We start from the raw sequence: 20,691 nt of genomic DNA, 5'->3' as shown, positions 1-20,691 counted from the left end.
CCCCCCCCCCCCCCCCCCCCCCCCCCCCCCCCCCCCACACCCCCCCCCCCCCCCCCCCCCCCCCCCCCCCCCCCCCCGGGCCCGGTCTAGCTGACTTCGGCCACGTAGGCGGAGACCCACGCTATGGCCGCGTTCCAGTTGATGGTGAGCTCGTTGGTGGACCACGACTGGATGTCGTCGATGTAGCAGAACTGACCCACGCACCCGGTCAGTTTCTGCTGGGCGATCGGGTCCTGGATGGACGAGTTCGGGCCGCCGGACAGGGTGCCGGCCGGCGGGTGCGGCAGGTTCGGGTCGAGCTGGGCGGCGTACCAGCGGCTGTGCTGGTTCTGGGAGCTGACCTCGCCGTACCCGGTGACGTAGGAGATGTTCAGCGCGTTGCGGCCGAACAGGTAGTCCAGGCCGGTCAGCACGCCGTCGCGGTACCGGTCACGGCCGGTCAGCTCGTGCGCGGCGGCGATCACCACGAGGTTGTTCGCGATGATGCTGCTGGAGCCCCAGTCCCACACGTTGTTCGCCGGCGCGTAGCCGACGCCGTACGGGTGGGCGCGCTGGATCGCCAGGTACTTGTCGGCGCCGCGGACCACCTGGGTCTTGACCGAGTGCAGGCCGGGGAGCCGGTTCGGCACCAGGGCCAGGTCGATCTTGGCAGCCGCGGCGGTGGACGCCCAGTCGAAGGCGACCGGGCCGAACACGTCGGCGGTGTGCTCGGGCGACGCGAGGATGTCAGCGGCGTACTTCTTCTCGCCGGTGGTCAGATAGAGCTCGGCGGCCGCCCAGTAGAAGTCGTCGCTGACCTTGGTGTCGTTGTAGGCGCCGCCGCCGATGTTGTCCGACTCCGGCGCTAGCCGGTCCGGGTTGGCCTTGGCAGCGTCGTACGCGACACGTGCGGCGGCCAGCGCCCGCTTCGCGAACGCCGCGTCGAACGGCTTGTAGAGACGCGCGGCCTGCGCCGCGGTCGCGGCGACGTTCAGGGTCGCGGCGGTGGAGACCGGGTGCAACTCGCGCGGCTGCGGGTCCAGGTGGGGCAGCAGCGGGAGTCCGGTCCAGGCAGCGTCGTGGATCTTGTGATGGACCATGCCGGCGTACGGCGTACCGGCGGGCGCCTGCATGCTGAGCAGGAAGTCGAGCTCCCAGCGGGCCTCGTCCAGGATGTCCGGGGTGCGGTTGCCGCTCTCCGGGATGGTCAGGTTCACCTTGCGCGGGCCGCGCAGGTGCTCGTACTCGCTGAGCAGACCCCAGACCGAGATGCCGCCGTTGACCACGTACTTGCCGTGGTCGCCGGCGTCGTACCAGCCGCCGCGCACGTCCAGGGTGTAGTCGCAGACGCCGGGCTGGCAGGGCACGTTGCCGTCACCCTGGTTGGGGGCCACGTCGACGTGACCGGCCGGGCGGCCGTACCCGGGGCGCAGGTCGTCGCGGATCTCGACGCCGGAGCGCTGCGAGTAGTAGAGCTTCAGGGCGTCGGTGCGCAGTCGCTCGTACGCGTCGCCGCCGATGTCGAACGGCCGGCTGGTCTCGCCGTCCGCGGTGATGGTGAGCCCGGTGCCGTTGCGCCGGTAACCGCTGAAGTCCAGCGTGTGGACGTTCTGGCCGGACGAGACGTCGACGCCGCGCGGGGTGGTCCTGCCGCGCTTGACCACCCGGCCGCGGTCCTTGAGCTCCCAGGCCAGCGGGGTCGTCGCGTCGGTCACCAGGGTGGCCGCCTTCGGGCCGTCCTTGATGTAGGCCACCTGGTTGACCCGGACCCGGGGCCCGGTGTCCGGCACGTAGACCTCGGGTGGGACGCCGCCGACCAGGGAGACGTTGTCCACGCAGAAGCGCCACGGGTCCGGGCTGCCGCCGACCTGGAACGCCACCTGGCCCTGCGCCGTGGAGGCACTGGCGGTGAACGTGTATTCGTAGTGCTGCGTGTCGCCCAGGACCGGCGACTGCTCGAAGTAGGTGTCGTAGGGGTCGACGGCGAGGCCGGTGATCGCGCGGACCACATGGCCGGCGTCTCCGCTCGCGTCGAAGCTGAACCGGTAGGTCTCGCCGGCGACCAGGTCGATGTCGTTCTGCCCGACCGTGGCGTCCCAGCGGTTGGTGGTGCCGCCGGGCACGTCGACGCAGGCACGTCCGTCGGTGATGTCGATGGTCATGCCGGCGTTGGTCCAGAACGGGTCGGCGGTGCCGTCGAAGCCACCGTTGATGATCTGTTCCACCTCGTCGGCCTGGGCCGGCGCGGCGGCGCCGAGTGTCATGAGCAAGGCTGTGAGGCCGATGATGCGGGAGCGCTCCCATAAGGACATGGACACATGTTTATTGCCTGGGCGTTACTACGTCAACGCCCCTGGTCACGGATCCATGCGTCAATCAGGCCACCGAAGTGGGCGAGGAACTTCTCGTGCTCGTGCACCGGGTACATCGCGCGCACCGTCTCGCGCAGCAGCGAACGGAACTCGTCCGAGGTCACCCAGTCGTAGACCAGGCTGTCGACGTTGGCCAGATGCTTGTCGCAGAACTCCTGGTAGCGGTCGATCTCGAAGTAGTCGTCGGCGAGTTCCCGGTAACCGGCGAGCTTGTCGGCGTAGGTGCGGTCCGGGTCGTCGGCGATCGCGAAGTACTCCGCGGTGTCGGTGTCCAGCCGCGCCCGGCGGCCGGTGACCACGCAGTACACGCTCCAGCGCAGCAGCGCGGTCATCGCCCACGGGAAGTAGTAGTGCAGCGAGGTGAGCGCGACGTCGGGGCAGGCGTTCGCGTAGTCGATGGGGTGCACGTCGGAGCCGCGTACCAGCGACTCGCACGAGTTGAACTCCCACCGGAAGAACGCGTTCACCAGCCGCGAGATGGTGACCACCTCGTCGCCGGCGGGCGGCGAGAGGAAGTTGTGGTCGACCTCGTACCTGGCGTGCATGGGCTGGTCCGGCCGGAACTTCATCACCATCGTCTCCGGGCCGATGCTCAGGCTCCGGGCGAACACGTCGTAACCCTCGACCGAGGACTGCAGGTGCATCAGCCGCTCACCGGAGGCGTCGTAGGCGGCGTGCAACTCGATCTCGTTGCGGATCTTCGAGACGCCGACCCAGGCGCCGCCGTCGTACGGCTTCATGTAGAGCGGGTACCCGACCGAGGCGGCCGTCGCCTCCAGGTCGAACGGCCGGTTGTAACGCGCCGCCGTGTACGCCCAGCGGGAGTTCTCCAGCGGGTTCTTGTACGGCACCAGGACCGTCTCCGGGACCTTCAGCCCGAGCCGCATCATCGCGCAGTACGCCGCGTGCTTCTCCATCGACTGGAACGTGAACGGGCTGTTCAACAGGTACACGTCGTCCATCAGCGCGATCTTCTTGAGCCACTCGCGAGGGTGGTAGTACCAGTGCGCCAGCCGGTCGATGACCAGGCCGTGCCGCGGCTTGGCGCGCAGGTTGAACGGCTCGATGGTGACCCGCTCGGACCGGGCCCGGTGGGTGCGCCCGTCCGGCGCGGAGATCGTGCCGAGGCGGTGCAGGAGCGCCTCGTAGGCGCGCGGCCAGTCGTCCTCGGTGCCCAGCAACAGTCCGATGGTGTGCTCGACGTCGGCCACGGCCGCCTCCTTCGGTTCGGATCAGGATCTAGGGCCACACCCGCTGCAACAGTCCGGCCAGGTGCGGATCGAAGGTGTCCCGCCAGCCGACCCAGGTGTGCGCGTCCGGGTTCTCGGCGAAGGCGGTCGCATACCCCTGTTCGGCCAGCGCATCCGCCATGTCGCGGTTGTTCGCGAGATTCTCCTCGGCGGCGCCGCAGGTCAGCGTGGCCGGCACGGCGGGGCCGCGACGGGTGCGCAGGGTCCGCCGGGTGAACCGGACGATCCGCGCCCAGTGCTCGAAACCGGACTCGTGGCTGTCGTACCGCGGCTGGAAGTAGCTTCCGGACTGCAGGAACAGCCCGGCGAAACCGGCCGGGTGGCGGCGTTGCGCGTAGAGCATCGCGAGCGCGCCCAGGCTGGCGCCGGCGCCGACCACCGGGCCCGCGCCCAGGCGCAGCCGCAGCTGCGGGATGATCTCGCCGGCCAGCGTCAGGGCGTAGCGGGGGCAGGCCGAGTACCACTGCATGCGGTCACCGGCAGGGAGAAGCACCAGGTGGTACGACCGGACGCGCCCCGAACGGATCATCGCGGCGGTGTAGCGGCCGAGGCTCGCGTACTGCTCGTAGTCGGGGCCGTCGTGGGCGATCAGCACCCGGTCGGTGGGCGTCCCGGGCGACCAGACGCGGGCGCTGAGGGTGGTGCCGAGAGTGCGCGCGGGCAGGTCGACGGTCGCCCACGAGCCGGCGTCGGATGACTCGTCCAGCCAGCCCGGCGGCTGATAGGCAGGGTCCTGCACGACCGACGAGTCGCCGAAACCGCCGGGCACGCGGAGCGGGTTGGCCGGGTCGCAGACGGTCTCCCGGGTGCCGTCACGGCGGGTGAGCTCGAACTTGTACTCGACACGGCGCACCGGCGGGCAGTCGCGGCGCAGCTCCCACCCGGCCGCCGACCAGGTGAGATCGTCGTGGAAGGTGGAGGCCAGGACCCTGACCTTCGCCAGGTCGTGGCCCGCGTCCGCGTACCGGAACAAGAGGGTCTTCCCCTCCCACCACGCCCCGCCCGCAGCTTCCATGAACGCACCCTAACCCGGTGATCAGCCGCCCGCCGGGCGTGCGGCCAGGGTGACGATCCGGCGGAGCAGGCCGGTGCGGATCCGCTGGGTCTCCGGCGTGCCGGCCGGCCGCCAGGGACAGGCGACGTGCACCCCGGCGACGCGCCCGGTGGCCAGCAGACGCCCGGCCGCGTCGAGGACCTCGGCCGCCGCCGGCCCGCCGGAGACCGGGAACCGGAGCCCGGGCATCTCGCCGTCGTCGATCACGTCGACGTCGATGTGCAGCAGGAACGGGCCGGCCGGGGCGGTGTCCGCGCCCGCCTCCGCCACCGGCACGCGCCGGATCGCACCGGTCGCGAGATATTCGGCCTCGGCCGGATCCAGGTCGCGGGCGTCGACGAGCAGCGCCCGGTCCGGCGGGATCGGGCGCAGGCCGAACCGGTCCGCGAACCGGTCCGGGTGCGCGCCGGTGACCAGCCGCAGCGAGAGCCCGCCGAGATAGCCGGACATCGAGGTGGCAAGCGTGTGCACGTCGCCGTGCGCGTCGAACCAGACCACGCCCGGGTCGTGGCCGGCCCGCTGCAGGCCGGCCACCACGCCGCCGGCGATCAGGCAGTCGCCGGAGAAGACGACGGGCCGGCCGGCGCTGGACTCGACCGCGGCGGCCACCGCCTTCTGGACGGTGGCGATCCGCTCCCACCGGTCCGGGCCCTGCGGATCGGCGCGCACGATGCGGGTGGCGGACACCGGGATCTCGGCGGGTGGCAGAAGCACATCCTGGTGATAGGGCACGAGAATGGTGGTCACATCGATCAGCGTGCCTCAATGCGCCGCCTTCCGCGACGGTCCGGCCGGCCCGGTTGCCTAGAGTCGGTCGGGTGCGAATCAGGATCGAGGGGTACGACCTGCCGGGACGCCCCGGCGCGCCCGAGGCCGAGCGGCTGCGCCTGGGCGGGGTGCACGTCGGCGTGCAGCGCAGGGCCGAGGTGGTCGGCCGGGTGCCGGTGCACGCCGACGAGGCCGTCTGGGAGCTCGACGTCGACTCGCGCGACGTGGACGGGCTGATCGACGTGGGCGGGCCGTGGGTGCACGGGCGGCCCGGCGCGCGGTTCCTCTATCTGAGCTGGGGCGCCGTCGACGGGGACGACTTCGCGATGTTCCGCCGGGCGAAACTGATGTTCGGCGACATCCCCGGGGACCTGTTGCGGCAGGCCGTCGCCGGGCCGGGGACGCTGGTCGGCCGGTTGGGCCTGACCGGCGCCGACGGCGGGCCGCGGTGCGCGCGGGTGCGCCCGCCGGACCTCGTCTGGACTCTCGAGTGAGCCGCGGCAGAACTTGTCAGGGGGGCGGCCTAGAGTCGGCGGCGTGCTGAAGGACCGTGGTTCGCCGGGTGGGGGGTGGTTCGCGTGACCGCCGCCGCGCAGGCCGGGGTCCGGGTGCTGCACGGCTTCCTGGGCGCCGACGGCTCGATCTCGCTGTGGGCCGAGACCGACGAGACGGCCGGCGAGCGGCGCGGCGGCCCCCGGGACCACCCGTTCGCGGTGCCGGCCGGCGACCTGCCGGTGGGGGAGGAGCGCCCGCCGGCCACTCTGGTGCTGCCCTCCACCAGCGCCGGGCCGCTGGCCTCGCCGCAGCTCGGCCTGCCGCCACGGCGGGGCACAGTCCGCCCGCGCAGCTGGCGGGTGCCGGCGGTGCGGGTGCCGTTCGTCGATCCCGACCTGGTCGCGGAGTTCGAGGGCCGGGCCGCGCCGTCGGTGGGCTGGCTGGCCGAGCTGTGCGCGTTCGCGGCCGGTCTGGTTCGCCGTGGCCGCGTGCTGCCGGGCGTGCGGATCGAGGGTCCCCGGCCGTCGGCGTGGTGGCGGCCGGTGCTGGTCGGCGCCGACGCGGTGCGCTGTGCCGCGCTCGCCGACCGGATGCCGCCCGCCTGCCGGTCCGAGCAGTCCACCACCGCCGCCGGTGGCCGCGAGCTGGCCGTGGCCGGCCCGCACCGGCACCGTTCGCCGGCCGACGTCGCGCTGGAGCGGCTGGTCGACGGCCTGGTGCGGACCCGGCTGGCCGAGGCCGGGGTCACCCTGGCCGACTACGGATGGCTCGCCGCCCTCACCGGGGAGCCGGAGTTCGAGGCGGCGCCCGCGCTGGCCGACGAGCTGATCGGGCGGCTGGACGGGTGGTTCGCGCAGGCCGCCCGGGGCGCCGAGGTGCGCGTCTGCTTCCGGCTGAGCGACCCGCGCGAGCACGAGCCGGTCCTGCCCGACGACGTGCCGCTGCCCGAGGACGCGTGGCGGCTGGAGTTCCTGCTCCAGGCCGCCGACGAGCCGAGTGTGCTGGTCAGCGCCGCCGACGTGTGGCGCGATCAGTACGCGCCGTTGAGCCGCTGGACCTCGCACCCGCAGGAGCGGCTGCTCGCCGGGCTCGGCCGGGCCGCGCGGCTCTGGCCCGAGATCGGTGAGGCGCTGCGCGCGGCACGCCCGGCCGAGATGCTGCTCGACACCGAGGGGGCGCACCGGTTCCTCAGCCACGCGGCCCTGCTCGACGACGCGGGTTACGGGGTGCTGCTCCCGGCCTGGTGGCAGAAACGGCCCGGCCTCGGGCTCTCTCTCGAGGTGCGCGGGCGCGAGCCGGTCTCCACCGTGCTGCGGGACCGGGCGGTCGGGCTGCGGGAGATGGTCGACTACCGGTGGGGGCTGGCGCTCGGCGGGCGGACTCTGACCGCCGACGAGCTGGCCGACCTGACCCGGGCCAAGGTGCCGCTGATCCGGCTGCGCGGGCGGTGGGTCTTCCTGGACCAGCAGCGGCTCGCTGCCGGGCTGCGGTTCCTGGCGCGCGGCGGGGGCCGGATGACCGCCGGGGACGCGCTGAAGGTGACCCGGCTGCTGCCGCCCGAGGAGCTGCCGCTGCCGGTCACCGACGCGCGGGGCCAGGGCTGGCTGGCCGACCTGCTGACCGGGCGCCTCGACCAGCGGCTGGAGATCCTCGAGGTGCCCGAGCGGCTGGTGGGTGTGCTCCGGCCGTACCAGAAACGGGGTTTCTCCTGGCTGGCCTTCCTCGACGGGCTGGGGCTGGGCGCCTGCCTGGCCGACGACATGGGGCTGGGCAAGACCGTGCAGCTGCTCGCGCTGCTGCTGCACCACCGGGCCGGGCCGGCCCTGCTGGTCTGCCCGCTCTCGGTGCTGGGCAACTGGCAGCGCGAGGCGGCGCGGTTCGCTCCGTCACTGACCGTCCGGGTGCTGCACGGCGCCGGGCGGGAGGACGCGGCGGCGCTCGCCGACGGCGCCGACCTGGTGCTGACGACCTATGCGACGGCCGTCCGCGACGCCGACACGCTCGCCGGGATCCAGTGGGACCGGGTGGTGCTCGACGAGGCGCAGCACATCAAGAATGCCGGAAGCGGCGCCGCGAAGGCGGTCCGGCGGTTCCCGGCGCGCAACCGGATCGCGCTGACCGGCACGCCGGTGGAGAACCGGCTCTCCGAGCTGTGGTCCATCCTGGATTTCCTCAATCCGGGCGTGCTGGCGTCGGCGCACACGTTCCGGGCCCGGTTCGCCGTGCCGATCGAGCGTTATCTCGACGAGGACGCCGCCGCCCGCCTGCGCCAGGCCACCCGGCCGTTCCTGCTGCGCCGCACCAAGCTCGACCCGGTCATCGCCGGCGAGCTGCCCGCCAAGAGGCACGTGCGGCACCTGTGCGGGATGACCACCGAGCAGGTCAGCCTCTATCGAGCGGTTCTCGACGATCTGGAGCAGCGGCTCGACGAGCCGGGCGACAAGCAGCGCAAAGGCCTGGTGCTGGCGGCCATGACCAAGTTGAAACAGGTCTGTGTGCACCCCGCGCTGGTGCTCAAGGACGGCTCGCCGCTGCCCGGCCGCTCCGGCAAGATCGACCGGCTGGAGGAGATCCTCGACCACGCGCTCGGGGCGGGGGAGAGCGTGCTGTGCTTCACCCAGTTCGCCCGGTTCGGGGCCATGCTCCAGCCGCACCTGGCGGCCCGTTTCGGCGTGCCGGTGAAGTTCCTGCACGGCGGCACCGCGCGCGGGGCGCGCGATGCCATGATCGCGGACTTCCAGCAGGCGGACCGGCCCGGGATCTTCGTGCTGTCGCTGAAAGCCGGCGGCACCGGCGTCAACCTGACCGCCGCCAACCACGTCGTGCACGTGGACCGCTGGTGGAACCCGGCCGTCGAGACCCAGGCGTCCGACCGGGCCTACCGGATCGGCCAGCGCCGCGACGTGCACGTCCACAACCTGGTCTGCCTCGGGACCCTGGAGGAGCGCATCGACCAGGTCGTCGCGGACAAGGGAGTGCTCGCCGAGCGGGTGGTCGGCAACGGCGAGGGCTGGCTCAGCACGCTGTCCACCCAGGAGCTGCGCGACCTGATCACCCTGGCTCCGGAGGCGATCGTTGACTGAGCGCGAGCTGATCACGCCGGCTCCGGAGGCGATCGTTGACCGCGCGCGACCCGGGCTGGGAGGCGACCGTGACTGAGCAGCCTCCCGAGGAGTTCGCCCTCGCGTTCCTCGGCATGTTCGAGTCCCTGCGGATGGGCCCCACGTTTGCGCGCGGCCGTCGCGACGAGCGCGCCGGCCACGTGCGCAGCCTGACCGTCTCCGGCAGCCTGGTCGTCGCGCTGGTCCGCGGCCCCGACGACCCGGTCGCGTTCCGCTCGCGCATCGCCGTCCGCGCGTTCGGCGCCGCTGACTGGTCCCGCGTCGAGCGTGCCCTGGTCGCCGAGGCACGGTTCGTCGCCGGCCTGCTCGACGGCCGGATGCCGGCCGGGATCGAGGCGGTCTTCGCCGAGGCCGGGCTGGCCCTGCTGCCGCTCTCGCTCGACGAGGTCGCGATGGACTGCACCTGCGAGCGCTGGCCCATGCCGTGCGTCCACCTGGCGGCCACGTGTTACGCGCTGGCGCGTGCCTTCGAGAGCGACCCGTTCGAGGTCTTCACGTGGCGGGGCCGGTCGCGCGACGAGCTGCTGATGCGATTGCGCCGGCTGCGGGAGTCGGCGGCGGTGGCCGAGGCAGCCGGCGCGGGTGCCGCGGGTGCGGGCTCGGGGGGTGCGGGCGCGGCGGGTGCGGGCGCGGCGGGCGCGGCAGCGGGCTTCGCAGCGGGCGCTGGGCCGGCGGGCGCTGCGGGCGCTGGGTCGGCGGGAGCCGGTGTGGGAGCCGCGGGCGCGGCCGCTGGGGCTGCGGGCGCGAGGGCTGGGGCTGCGGGCGCGGGGGCTGCGGGCGCTGCAAGGTCGGCGGGGGCTGTGGGTGGGCGGCGGGCGGCTGGAGAGCCGTTGGTGGACCCGGCTGATCCGGGCGCGTTCTGGGGGACGGAGGCGCCGGCTTCACCCGAGAGCCTTGCGGGGGTACGCCCGGATGCGCTCCTCGATCAGCTGGACCCACCTGCGCTCAGCCACCACGGGAAACCGGTGGTCGAGGTGCTGCGGGAGGCATATCTCGCCCTGCCGGACGACGACGGGGCACCTTCATGAACGGGAGCCGAGCCATGTCATTCGTACGAAGATTCGACCATGTCGGCATCACGGTCGCGGACCTCGATGCCGTCACCGCCTTCTTCGTGGCGCTCGGCCTTGAGGTCGAGGGCAGGACGTTCGTCGAGGGCGAGTTCCTGGACACGGTCTGCGGCATTCCCGGCTCCCGCACCGAGATCGTCATGCTCAGGTCACCCGACGGCGCCCGCCTGGAGCTGGCCCGCTTCGTGCGGCCCGACTCCGTGCCGGGCTCACCGGCCGCGATGGCCAACGAGCTGGGATTACGGAACGTGTCCTTCGAGGTCGACGACCTGAGCGCTGCTGTCGCCTGGGCCGCGAGCGAGGGTTACGGACTGGTCGGCGGCATCGGCGAGTACGAAGGGGCCTGGCGGATGGCCTACGTCCGCGGGCCGGAGGGAATCGTCGTCTCGCTGGCCGAACGGGTCGGCTGAGCCTCCCAGCGCCCGCATCCGCCGGCTGCCGGGGCGGCGCGGGGTTGCGCGCCGGGGTTACAGTCGGCGGGTGATCTGGTTGGAGGCCCTGTGGCGCCTGGTCGGCGTGCTGCTGACCGAGGCCGGCCCGACCGGTCTGCTGCTCGGTGCGGGTGCGGTCGCCGGTGTGCTGCTGGTGACGGTGCTGACGGCGAGCGTGCTCGTCGGCGGCTGGGCCGCCGTCACCAATCCCGCGGTGAGCCGCCGGGTGCTGCGCGAGCGCGCACGCCGGACCGGGATCCCGCGTCATCGCGACCCCGACGCTGACGGGCGCACCCGGCCCCGAGGGCCGACGACGGCCCTCGCGGCCGTCTGAGCACACTTCTCGCTGCTCTGCCGGTCGCTGGAGGCCGTCCACGTCCCAGCTCCCGTCAGGAGTGACTCCAGCATGTCCCGATCCAGCGACTCCAGCGCGTCCCGATCCAGCGACCTCAGCATGTCCCGGTCCAGCACCCTCAGCATGTCCCGATCCGTCACGGCGGCCCTCCGATGATGGATGCCGTCTACACCGCCATCTCCGCGATCCTGCTTTTCTGGCACGCCGCCTGGTACCGGGTGCTCGGGGCCGCCGACACCCTCGACACCGACTGGGCCTGGGTGCTCGGCATCGTCCTCCTGGTCCTGACCGTCCGGATGGCGCTGTTCCCCCTGGTCGCCCGCCAGATCCGGTCGCAACGTGCGATCCAGCGGCTGCAACCCCGGATGCGGGAGCTGAAGGAGAAGCACCGCGGCGACCGCGAGACCATGCAGGCCGAGCTGCTGAAGCTGTACCAGACCGAGAAGATCAGTCCGTTCGCGAGCTTCCTGCCGCTGCTGATCCAGGCGCCGATCCTCTTCGGTCTGCTGCACGTGTTGCGCCACCTGCGGCCGAGCATCACCAGCGAGACCTCCCGCACGCTGTACGGCTGGACGCTCACCCAGTTCGACAGCGCGGTGCACGCCGAGCTGTTCGGCGCGCCGATCGTCGCCGGGTTCACTGCCGGCGGCCTCACCGTGAAGCTGGTCGCCGGGGTGCTGATCCTGGCCATGACGGTGACGACGTACCTCACCACCCGGCAGATGATCCGCAAGACCGGGCCGGCGCAGGACCAGCAGGGCCGCATCATGCAGAGCGTCATGCTGTACGGGTTCCCGGCGTCGCTGCTGATCTCCGGGTTCTTCTTCCCGATCGGCGTGCTCCTGTACTGGTTCGTGCAGAACGTCTTCGCCATCGGGCAGCAGGCGTGGATCCTGCGCAAGTACCCGCCACCGGCGGTCGCCCCGCCCACAGCCGCGGCCGCCGGCAGTCCCGCGGAACGGCCACGGCGGACAGTCGCGGCACCGAAGGTGGGTGCGCGGCCCGTTCGCAAAAAGTCAGTCCGATGAGTTCCGGCGCTCTGTCCGATAAGGTGCTGACCTGCGCAGACGAGACGCTGGTACCGCCACCGGGGTTGGCTTTACGGCCCCGGGGCGGATCGGCCGAACGGCCGACATTCCGGCAAACGCCGGAGGGCGGTCGCCGTGCGTGATGAGCTACTCACGTCATGGCAACTTGTCCTGAAAAGGTGCGACATGAACAAAGTGATGCGGTTGCTGACGCTGGCCGGTGCCGGCGTGGCCGCCGGTGCGATGCTCGCGACCAGCCCGGTTCAGGCGGCCCCGTCCGCGGGCCAGTCGGCCGGTGGCTCGGGGGTGCAGACCTGGAAGGGCGACTACGAGTACGTGGTCGGCCACTACAAGCGTGAGTGGCAGTGCGAGAAGGCCGGCTGGTGGGGCAAGAAGGTCGGCGCGTGGGGCGACTACGACTGTGATCCGGTCCGGGCCTGGCGTGGCTGGGTCTGGGAGCTCGAGGTCGAAGAGGACCACTGGGAGTGGGACAGCTGGAAGGGCGGCTGGCCCGGCGGCTGGCCGTACAAGCCGGACTACATCGGCGGGCCGTTCCACATCGGCGGCAAGCCGTGGAAGCACAAGGGCCAGCCGTGGATGCACGACAAGCACGACGGCCCGTGGGGCGACAAGCACGACGGCCCGTGGGGCGACAAGCACGACGGCCCGTGGGGTGACAAGCACGACGGGCCCAAGCCGGGGCCGATGCCGCTGCCGCACCCGATCGACGACCTCGACGGCCCCAACCCCGGCCCGAAGCCCGGCCCGAAGCCGTGGCACGACCACGTCAAGGACGGGCCGAAGCACTGAGGCGATGCCTCGACCGGCAGGTCACTGACCTGCAGACGACAACGGGCCGCACCCTTCGGTGCGGCCCGTTGCCGTCGCCGGACTACCAGGCGACCGAGACGTAGTCCTTCAGGAAGCAGCCGTAGACGTCTTCGCCGAGCTCGCCGCGGACGATCGGGTCGTACACCCGGGCCGCGCCGTCGACCAGGTCGAGCGGGGCGTGGAAACCCTCCTCGTGCAGGCGCATCTTCGTCGGGTGCGGCCGCTCGTCGGTGATCCAGCCGGTGTCGACGCTGGTCATCAGGATGCCGTCGGCGAACATGTCGTCCGCACTGGTGCGGGTCAGCATGTTCAGCGAGGCCTTCGCCATGTTCGTGTGCGGGTGACCGGCACCCTTGTAGCCGCGGGTGAAGATGCCCTCCATGGCCGAGACGTTCACGACGTAACGGCGCGGGAACGGTGACTTCATCATCGCCTCGCGCAGCCTGCTGACCAGGATGAACGGGGCCGTCACGTTGCACAACTGCACCTCGAGCAGCTCCAGCGGGTCGACCTCGTGCACCCGGTCGCTCCAGCTGTTCGTCGCGGTGATGTCCGGCACCAGGCCGCCCGCGTCGATCGCCGCGGACCGGGCGGTCAGAGCCAGCGACGTCACCTCGGCCGCGGAGAGGCGGCCGGGCGCGGTCAGCACCGCGGCCGGGGAGGCGGCGCCCAGCGTCGCGGCGCCACCGAAGAACTCCAGCTCCGGGATCGGGCCGTCCGGCAGCGGCGCGGACTCGGCGGCCACGAGCTCGGCGTAGGCGCCGGTCGTACGCCGTACCGTCTGGGCCGCGTTGTTGATCAGAATGTCCAGCGGCCCGCGCGACGCCACCGACTCGGCCAGACCCACCACCTGCGCCGGGTCCCGCAGATCGATGCCCACCACCCGCAGCCGGTGCAGCCAGTCGGCGCTGTCCGGCATCGCCGCGAAGCGGCGGACCGCGTCGTGCGGGAAGCGCGTGGTGATCGTCAGATCCGCGCCGTCGCGCAGCAGACGCAGCGCGATGTACATGCCGATCTTGGCCCGGCCGCCGGTCAGCAGCGCCCGCCGGCCGGTCAGATCGGTGCGGGCGTCGCGGCGCGCGTGGTTCAGCTCCGCGCAGCTCGGGCAGAGCTGGTGATAGAACGCGTCCACCACGGTGTAACGCTGCTTGCACACGTAACAGCCGCGCGCCTGCTTCAGCACGCCGGCCGTCGCGCCGCGCACCGTGCTGCGCAGCGGGATCCCGGCGGTCTCGTCGTCGATCCGCCCCGGCGCGCCGGTCGCGGTCGACTCCGTCACCTCCCGGTCGTTGGCCAGAACCGCCTCCCGGCGCTCGCGGCGCCGCTGCAACTTCACGGTCTTGAACATCGCGCCGACCGCACGCCGCACCCGGATGGCGTCCGGATGCTCCGGCGGCAGGGCCTCCACCTCGGCCAGCACGGCGAGACAGGCCTCCAGGCGGGCCGGATCCACGCCCACGGCACCGTCACCCATTTCTTGCGTCCCCTCTGCTTCCCGCCGCGGGCATCGCTCCCGGCGGTCGTTCTACCGCAGGCACTGTACTTTCCCCGCCGTCCTATCGGCCGCGGGAGGCGCGAAGCAAGGGGCGCGGGTCACGGGTCGGAGCCGGCCGCGGACGTTGCTGGTCCGCGGCCGGTTTCGTCATGTGGGCGTCCCTCGCGTTTCCCGGAGTGCGCTGGGCCGCTGCCGGTGGGGTTCCCGGTTCAGGGGTGCGGGGTCGGGTCCTGGTCGTCGGCCATGGTGCGGTCCGGGCGCCGGTTCGGGCCGGGGTGGTCGGCCAGAGAAGCGGGCCGGCTGTCGCGGGCGTTGTCGGAGGGGCCGGGATTCCAGGACCGGGTGCGGCCGTTCCCGGGTCGGCGGGTGCGTCCCGCGTCGAGGTCGTCGGCGAGAGAGGTGGGGCGGGCGGGTGGCTCCGGTTCGGCGCCCGGCGTGACGTCCGGCGTGGTGCCGGGAGAGGCACCTGACGTGGCGTCCGGTGTGGTGCCTGGTGTGGCGTCCGGCGTGGTGCCGGTCAGCCAGTCGTCCAGCGTCTTCGGGCGGCGGATCGTGGGGACGCCGGAGGACGGGACGCCGGATGTGGGCGCTGCGGACGTCGGGATGCTCGACGTGGGGGCGCCTGAGGTGGGCGCCCCGGAGGACGGGACGCTGGAGGACGGCGTCGCGGAGGTGGGTGCGGTGGAGAGGTCACCGAGGGTGCGAGGGCGTTCGGGGGTGGTGGGGCCGCCGTTGAGCCACTCGTCGAGAGTCTGCGGGCGGCGGATGTAGCCGGGAGCGCCCGAACTGACCGGAGCGACCGCCCGGACGGTCCGGGGGTGGTCGCCGGTAGGGGCGTCCTGCTCGGCCGGGTAGCTGACCGGCTCGGGTTCCGGGGTGGGCGTCGGGGCCGGGACCACGGGCTCCGGCTCGGGCTCCTTCTCCGGCTCCGTGGCGGGGCGCGGCGGGTCCTGGCGTTTCGGTTCGGCTGTGGAGAGGTCCTCGAGGGTCTGCGGACGGCGCTCGGAGTTCGCGCTGGTGGAGACGTCTTCGAGGGTGTTCGGGCGGTTCTGGTCGCGGGCGGGGGCCTTGCCGAGCCAGTCGCCGAGGGTCTCGGGACGGGAGCCGGACGTGCGCTCGGGGAAGGGGTAGGGCAGGGCGGCGTCCGGCAACGAAGTTGCGGGCTGCCAGGGGGCAGGGGTCTCCGGCTGCCCGGGGGCTGAGGTTTCCGGAGTGGATGCCTCGGCCTGCCCGGAGACCGGGACGTCGTCGGTCCGGGGCTCGGGGGACCAAGCGACGGGTTCCGCCTCGGGGGTGTGCAGGGCGGGGATGCTCGGCTTGTCGGCGGTCATCGCGGAACGGTCGAGCCAGCCGAAACGGTCGGCCTCGGAGGCGGACAGGGCCGCGATGCGGGGGTCGGAACGCCAGGCGAACAGGTCCTCGTCGGCCTGCGCCGGCTCTTCGGCGCGGGCCGGCTCCTCTTCAGCGTCCGCCGGTTCGTCCTGAGCATGCGTGGGCTCGGCGTTCGCCAATGTTTCGGCCACCGGCGCCGGGTCGGTCGCCGGCTCGACGCTGGTCTCCGGCTCCGGCTCGGGGAGCGGCTCGGGCTCGGGGAGCGGCTCGACGCTGGGTTCAGGTTCGGGGAGCGGCTCGAAGCTGGGTTCGGGCTCGGGGAGCGGCTCGACGCTGGGCTGAGGCTCGGGGAGCGGCTCAGTGTCGGGAGCAGGCTCGGGTTCAGTGCTGAGGGCCGGCTCAGGATCGATGCTGGGCTCGGACTCGGCGGCCATGTGGGCCTCCACCTCGGCCAGGATCGGCGCGGGTTCGGCCTGGGCGGCGATCTGCAACTCCACCTCGGCGAGGATGGGCTGGACCTCGTCGTCGTCCGGTTCGGCCGGGGCCGGCACGGGCGGTGCCGGCACCGGGACAGCCGGGTCCGGCGCGGGAGATACTGGCGACAACTCCAGCGGCGAGTGGGTCGCCGCTTCGACGGCGTCTTCGTCGGCCGCAGCATCCGGGGCGGAGTCGGAAGCGGGGGCGAGAGCCGGCTCGGGAGCCCGGACGGCGTCGGGCGCGGGCTCGGCGTCGGGCGCAGGCTCGGAGGAAGGCGCGGGCTCGGAATCGGCCACGGGCTCGGCGTCGGCCACGGGCTCGGCGTCGGGCGCGGGCTCGGGGGAAGGCGCGGGCTCGGGGGAAGGCGCGGGCTCGGAATCGGCCAGGGGTTCGGCGTCGGGCGTGGGCTCGGCGTCGAGGGCAGCGCTGGATTCGGGGGCGGGGCTGGTCGGAGCGGACACGGAGACCGGCGCATCCACCGAGGGCGGCGCCGCTTCACCCGTACCCCGCGAAGCTCCCACCACCGGAAGCCGCGTCGTCACCTCGCCCGGCCCGGCAGCCAGGCCGGGCAGGTGCGGGCCTTGTTCCTTCTCGGCGAGATAGTCGAGCACCGCGTTGTAGTCCAGCACGACCGTCGCCGGCGGTGCGCCCGCCGTCAGGGCCGCCGCCTGCGGCGCGGCCGGCAGGGCGATGGTCCCCGTGATGACCTGGGTCGCGTCGACCGCGGAGACCGGGTGCCGCGATCCGGGGAACTCGTCCTCGCCCGCGTGTTCGGCGAGCCCGGCACGCTCCTGGAGGCGCCGCAGCGGCCCCGGCGCCCACCAGGCCGCATCCCCGAGCAGCGCCAGGACGGCGGGCACCAGCAACATCCGGACGATCGTCGCGTCCAGCAGCAGCGCGACGATCATGCCGACGCCGACGAAGCGCATGGTGGTCACCGACGACAGGGCGAAGGCCCCGGTCACCACGATCAGCAGCAGCGCCGCCGCGCTGATCACCCGGCCGGTACGCGCCAGGCCCACCGTGACGGCCTCGGTGGTCGTTGAGCCCTTGATCCGCGCCTCGACCATCCGGGACAGCAGGAAGACCTCGTAGTCGGTGGACAGGCCGAACACGACGGCCGCCATCAGCACCACGATCCCGGCCTCCAACGGGGCGGGCGTGACGTTCAGCAGGCCCGCGCCGTGCCCCTCCTGGAAGATCCAGACGAGGATGCCGAAGGTGGCGCCGAGGCTCAGCGCGCTCATCACCACCGCCTTGAGCGGCAGCAGGATCGAGCCGAAGGCCAGGAACATCAGGAGCAGCGTCGCGCCGACCAGCAGCCCGATCATCAGCGGCAGCTTCTCGGCGATCGCCTCCAGGCTGTCGACGTTGCGTGCGGTGGCCCCGCCGACGATGACCTCGGCGCCGGACGGCCCGGCGAGTCCGCGCAGGTCCTCGACCACCTGGCGGGCTTCCGGGCTGAACTCGTCGGGGCTCTCCAGGGCGGCGTTGAGCACCACCACGCCCTTGCCGGTGCCGGACGGGCTGACCTCGGTGACGCCGGCGACCTTGCCGACGGCCTCGGTGAACCCGCGGACGTCCGGCCGCTCGCCGTCGGTGCCGCGCACCACGATCTGTACGCCGTCGGTGCTGAACTGCGGATACTCGGCCTTGAGTGTCTCGATGGCCACCCGCGACGGGTCGCCCGCGGGCAGCACCCGCTCGTCGTTCTCGCCGAACCGGGCCTCGGTGATCGGGAATGCCAGCAGCAGGAGCACGGCCATGATCGGGATCGCCACCAGGATCGGGCGGCGCAGGACGAAGCCGGCGAGCCGCTCCCATCCGGACGTGGAGCCGGACGCGTTGCTGCCGGGCAGCCGGATCGGAATCTTGTCGACGCGGGGGCCGAGGATGGCCAGGATCGCCGGGAGCAGGGTCAGCGAGAGCAGCATGGCCAGGAAGACGGCGGCGAGGCCGCCGTACGCCAGCGACTTCAGGAAGCCCTGCGGGAACAGCAGCAGGCCGGCCAGGGCGGTCATCAGCAGGGTCGCGGAGAAGACGACGGTACGACCTGCGGTTGCCACAGTCCGGCGTACGGCCTCGGCGGTGGGGTGTGCGGCCTGCTCCTCGCGGAACCGGCCGACCATGAACAGGCCGTAGTCGATCGCCATGCCGAGGCCGAGCAGGCTGGCCACGTTGACCGCGAACGAGTTGACCTCGTGGGTGAGGGCGACCGCGTTCAGCACGCCGAGCGCACCGAGCACCGCGCAGCCACCGACCAGCACCGGCAGGGCCGCGGCCACCAGCGAGCCGAAGATCAGCAGGAGCAGGATCAGCACGATCGGCAGCGAGATGATCTCGGCCTTGGCGAGGTCGCTGGTGGACAGCTCGGACGAGGCGTGGCCGAGCGGGATGCCGCCGGCCAGCTCGACGCGCGCGCCGGGGACGGTGAAGTCCTCGGCGATCTCGTCGAACGCCTCCAGCTTCGCAGCGTCGTCCTCGCCGGTCAGCGTGATGACCGCGACCGCGCTGGATTTGTCCTCGGCGGCGAAGCGGGCCTTCGCCGCGCCCTCGGCCGCCCAGTACGAGGTCTGCGCGCTCACCGAGGACTCGGGCAGCGCGCCCAGCCGCTCGGTGATCCGCTTGGTGAGCGCGGCGTCGTCGATGGTGCCCCGGTCGGGCGTGTAGATCGCGATGACGTCACCGCTCTGCCCGCCGAGCGACTCGGCGACGATGTCGGCGGCTCGTGCCGACTCGCTCGACGGGTCGTTGTAGCCGCCCTCGGAGAGCTGCCCGAACACGCCGAAGCCCCAGACGCCGGAACTGATCACCGCGACGAGCGCGACGGCCAGCACCGACCACCGGAGCCGGGCGACCCGCGATCCCCAGCCCGCGAACACAGATTCCCCTTTCCTGGGTCCCGCGATCAGCTCAGAGCGGCGGCGTAGAGCACGACCCCGCCGCAATCCCCGCCGAAGGTTTCCTCAGTGATCCACTTGACCGAGATCTTGCCAGTACCGGTGGCGCTGTAGTTCACCGTGTAGGTAGCTGTGGTGATCTCGCTGCCACGGTTGGTGATGCGGGAGGTCTCGACCTTCCCGCCGGTGGAGAGCCGCAGCTGAAGCAGCCCTTGCCCGTTGCTGACGCCGACAAACAGGCGGAGCTTGCCGCCGACCGTCCCGGCCGGCGCGGAGAGCGTGAATCCGTCGCCCTCGTCGCAGAGCCGAACGCCGCTGGTCACCCGCTTGGCGGTGGCCAGCGGGCTGCCGCCGGTCCAGCGGAAGCTCTGCGGGCCGGAGTCCACCCGGGTCCGCGGCGCGTCCGGGGTGCCCTCGAGGATCGCGAACCCGCCGTCGGCCTTGCGTTCCATGGCGTACCGGCCCTGCTCGCCCCAGTGCACCCAGTCGGAGGAGCCCTCCTCGGGCAGGTCGACCACGTCCGGCGTCGCGACGCGTTCGACGCTGATCGAGTTGACCGGCCGGATGATCGGCGACGGCGAGGCGCTGGGCAGCGGGATCGGCACCTGCTCGGCGGTCGGGCCGGGCTGCGGTGCGGCCACCGTCAGCTCCGGCTGGTCGGCCGAGCGGGCCCGGATGACGAGGCCGACGCCGAGGACGGCGAGCACGCCGAGCAGGATCACCGCGGCCGGGGCCAGGTGCTCCTGCCAGCGGCTGCCGGGTTCGAGCAGCGACGCGGGCAGGCCCGGCCGCCGGGCGGGCAGGCCGGCCCGGCGGTACGGCACCAACTCCGAACGCCGGTCGCGCTGATGCGCCGGCGTCCGATCAGGCCCGTGCGTCTGATCGGGCACGCACCCTCCAGATCGGGCTGTGGGGCGCTGCTCCGCCGGGCAACGCGGGTGGTCGAGGGGGCTTCCGCCGGCGGCGCCGCCGTGAAGGCCATGAAACGATCTCATCTTGGGCGGTGGGGGAGAAGAGGGGGTAGCCGGTCGGAGACGGACGGGTGATCATCCACCTCGGCGATTCGGAGGAGGTTCGTGGTGGCTTTCCTCCCGGTGCCGAGTACCGTGTCCGAAGTTTCCCACTCGCCACCGACAGGGGTTTGACGATGAGTGACCAGACCGGTTCGACCAGCAAGGGCCGGGGTCAGGCCATCGCCGGGGTGCTCGCCGGAGCGCTGGTCTTCGCGGTGCTGTCGGCGATCTTCTTCATGGTCCGCTCCGGCGGCGACGAGCCGGCCACCTCGCAGGCCGCCGCCACTCAGCAGGCCACCACCACGCCGCCCGCGCCCTCCTCGTCGGCGGCTGCCGCCCCGCCGCCCGCGGCCGGCGGAGCGGAAGCTCTCCAGAAGGAGCCCGACGTGAAGCCGGGCACCGGCGCGGTCAGCAAGATCGCGATCACCGAGATCGTGCCCGGCACCGGCCCCGAGGTGAAGAGCGGCCAGACCATCACGGTGAACTACAAGGTGATCCAGTACTCGACCGGTGACCTGATCGACTCCTCGTGGGGCAAGCAGCCGTTCGAGACCCAGATCGGCGTCGGCCAGCTGATCAAGGGCTGGGACCAGGCCATCCCGGGCCAGAAGGTCGGCAGCCGGATCCAGCTCGACGTGCCGGCGGCGCTCGCCTACGGCCCGCAGCAGGGTGACCTGCGCTTCGTCGTCGACATCCTCGACGCCAAGTAGCCCGCCGGC

General features: G+C 72.6%; 15 protein-coding genes. 8 read left to right on the top strand and 7 right to left on the bottom strand.

Annotation, left to right across the window (positions count from 1 at the left end; genetic code table 11):
• Window positions 1-86: 86 nt before the first annotated feature.
• The 4 genes from AC0NH5_RS10430 to AC0NH5_RS10415 all read right to left on the bottom strand — a co-directional run bounded on the left by AC0NH5_RS10430 (window position 87) and on the right by AC0NH5_RS10415 (window position 5,402).
• Window positions 87-2,243 (bottom strand): glycoside hydrolase family 9 protein, encoded by a 2,157-nt coding sequence (locus AC0NH5_RS10430; protein WP_474402365.1) that lies wholly within the window; start codon window positions 2,241-2,243, stop codon window positions 87-89.
• Window positions 2,244-2,323: 80 nt separating this feature from the next.
• A complete protein-coding gene (locus AC0NH5_RS10425; RefSeq protein WP_474402364.1) occupies window positions 2,324-3,562 on the bottom strand; it encodes an ATP-grasp domain-containing protein in 1,239 nt (412 codons plus the stop codon).
• Window positions 3,563-3,590: 28 nt separating this feature from the next.
• Window positions 3,591-4,616 carry an alpha/beta hydrolase gene (locus AC0NH5_RS10420; RefSeq protein ID WP_474402363.1) on the bottom strand — a complete coding sequence of 342 codons (1,026 nt, stop codon included), beginning with the start codon at window positions 4,614-4,616 and terminating at the stop codon, window positions 3,591-3,593.
• A gap of 21 nt (window positions 4,617-4,637) precedes the next feature.
• Window positions 4,638-5,402: an arginase family protein gene (locus tag AC0NH5_RS10415; protein WP_474402362.1), complete on the bottom strand. Its 765-nt coding sequence runs from the start codon at window positions 5,400-5,402 to the stop codon at window positions 4,638-4,640.
• Window positions 5,403-5,473: 71 nt separating this feature from the next.
• Between AC0NH5_RS10415 and AC0NH5_RS10410 the strand changes: the two genes are divergently transcribed.
• The 7 genes from AC0NH5_RS10410 (at window position 5,474) to AC0NH5_RS10380 (ending at window position 12,734) form a co-directional block, all read left to right on the top strand.
• On the top strand, window positions 5,474-5,917 hold the full coding sequence (locus AC0NH5_RS10410) for a DUF5990 family protein (protein WP_474402361.1): 444 nt from the start codon (window positions 5,474-5,476) through the stop codon (window positions 5,915-5,917).
• Window positions 5,918-6,001: 84 nt separating this feature from the next.
• Window positions 6,002-9,001: a DEAD/DEAH box helicase gene (locus tag AC0NH5_RS10405; RefSeq protein ID WP_474402359.1), complete on the top strand. Its 3,000-nt coding sequence runs from the start codon at window positions 6,002-6,004 to the stop codon at window positions 8,999-9,001.
• Between the two features lie 68 nt (window positions 9,002-9,069).
• On the top strand, window positions 9,070-10,068 hold the full coding sequence (locus AC0NH5_RS10400) for an SWIM zinc finger family protein (protein ID WP_474402357.1): 999 nt from the start codon (window positions 9,070-9,072) through the stop codon (window positions 10,066-10,068).
• Between the two features lie 14 nt (window positions 10,069-10,082).
• A complete protein-coding gene (locus AC0NH5_RS10395) occupies window positions 10,083-10,520 on the top strand; it encodes a VOC family protein (RefSeq protein ID WP_474402356.1) in 438 nt (145 codons plus the stop codon).
• Between the two features lie 70 nt (window positions 10,521-10,590).
• A complete protein-coding gene (locus AC0NH5_RS10390) occupies window positions 10,591-10,875 on the top strand; it encodes a DUF6412 domain-containing protein (RefSeq protein WP_474402355.1) in 285 nt (94 codons plus the stop codon).
• 176 nt (window positions 10,876-11,051) lie between these two features.
• Entirely contained in the window at window positions 11,052-11,924 is an 873-nt protein-coding gene (yidC, locus tag AC0NH5_RS10385; RefSeq protein WP_474402392.1) for a membrane protein insertase YidC, read from the top strand.
• A 186-nt stretch (window positions 11,925-12,110) separates the two neighbouring features.
• Entirely contained in the window at window positions 12,111-12,734 is a 624-nt protein-coding gene (locus AC0NH5_RS10380) for a hypothetical protein (protein ID WP_474402354.1), read from the top strand.
• A gap of 82 nt (window positions 12,735-12,816) precedes the next feature.
• Here the strand turns inward: AC0NH5_RS10380 and AC0NH5_RS10375 are convergent, their stop codons facing one another.
• The 3 genes from AC0NH5_RS10375 to AC0NH5_RS10365 all read right to left on the bottom strand — a co-directional run bounded on the left by AC0NH5_RS10375 (window position 12,817) and on the right by AC0NH5_RS10365 (window position 19,849).
• On the bottom strand, window positions 12,817-14,229 hold the full coding sequence (locus tag AC0NH5_RS10375) for an SDR family NAD(P)-dependent oxidoreductase (protein WP_474402353.1): 1,413 nt from the start codon (window positions 14,227-14,229) through the stop codon (window positions 12,817-12,819).
• Between the two features lie 230 nt (window positions 14,230-14,459).
• A complete protein-coding gene (locus tag AC0NH5_RS10370) occupies window positions 14,460-18,941 on the bottom strand; it encodes an MMPL family transporter (protein WP_474402352.1) in 4,482 nt (1,493 codons plus the stop codon).
• A gap of 26 nt (window positions 18,942-18,967) precedes the next feature.
• Entirely contained in the window at window positions 18,968-19,849 is an 882-nt protein-coding gene (locus tag AC0NH5_RS10365; RefSeq protein WP_474402351.1) for a hypothetical protein, read from the bottom strand.
• Window positions 19,850-20,106: 257 nt separating this feature from the next.
• Between AC0NH5_RS10365 and AC0NH5_RS10360 the strand changes: the two genes are divergently transcribed.
• Window positions 20,107-20,682 carry an FKBP-type peptidyl-prolyl cis-trans isomerase gene (locus AC0NH5_RS10360; RefSeq protein WP_474402350.1) on the top strand — a complete coding sequence of 192 codons (576 nt, stop codon included), beginning with the start codon at window positions 20,107-20,109 and terminating at the stop codon, window positions 20,680-20,682.
• Window positions 20,683-20,691 lie beyond the last annotated feature (9 nt).

This window comes from Actinoplanes sp. 13 (assembly GCF_056134165.1).
This window is presented reverse-complemented; position numbering and strand designations above follow the sequence as displayed.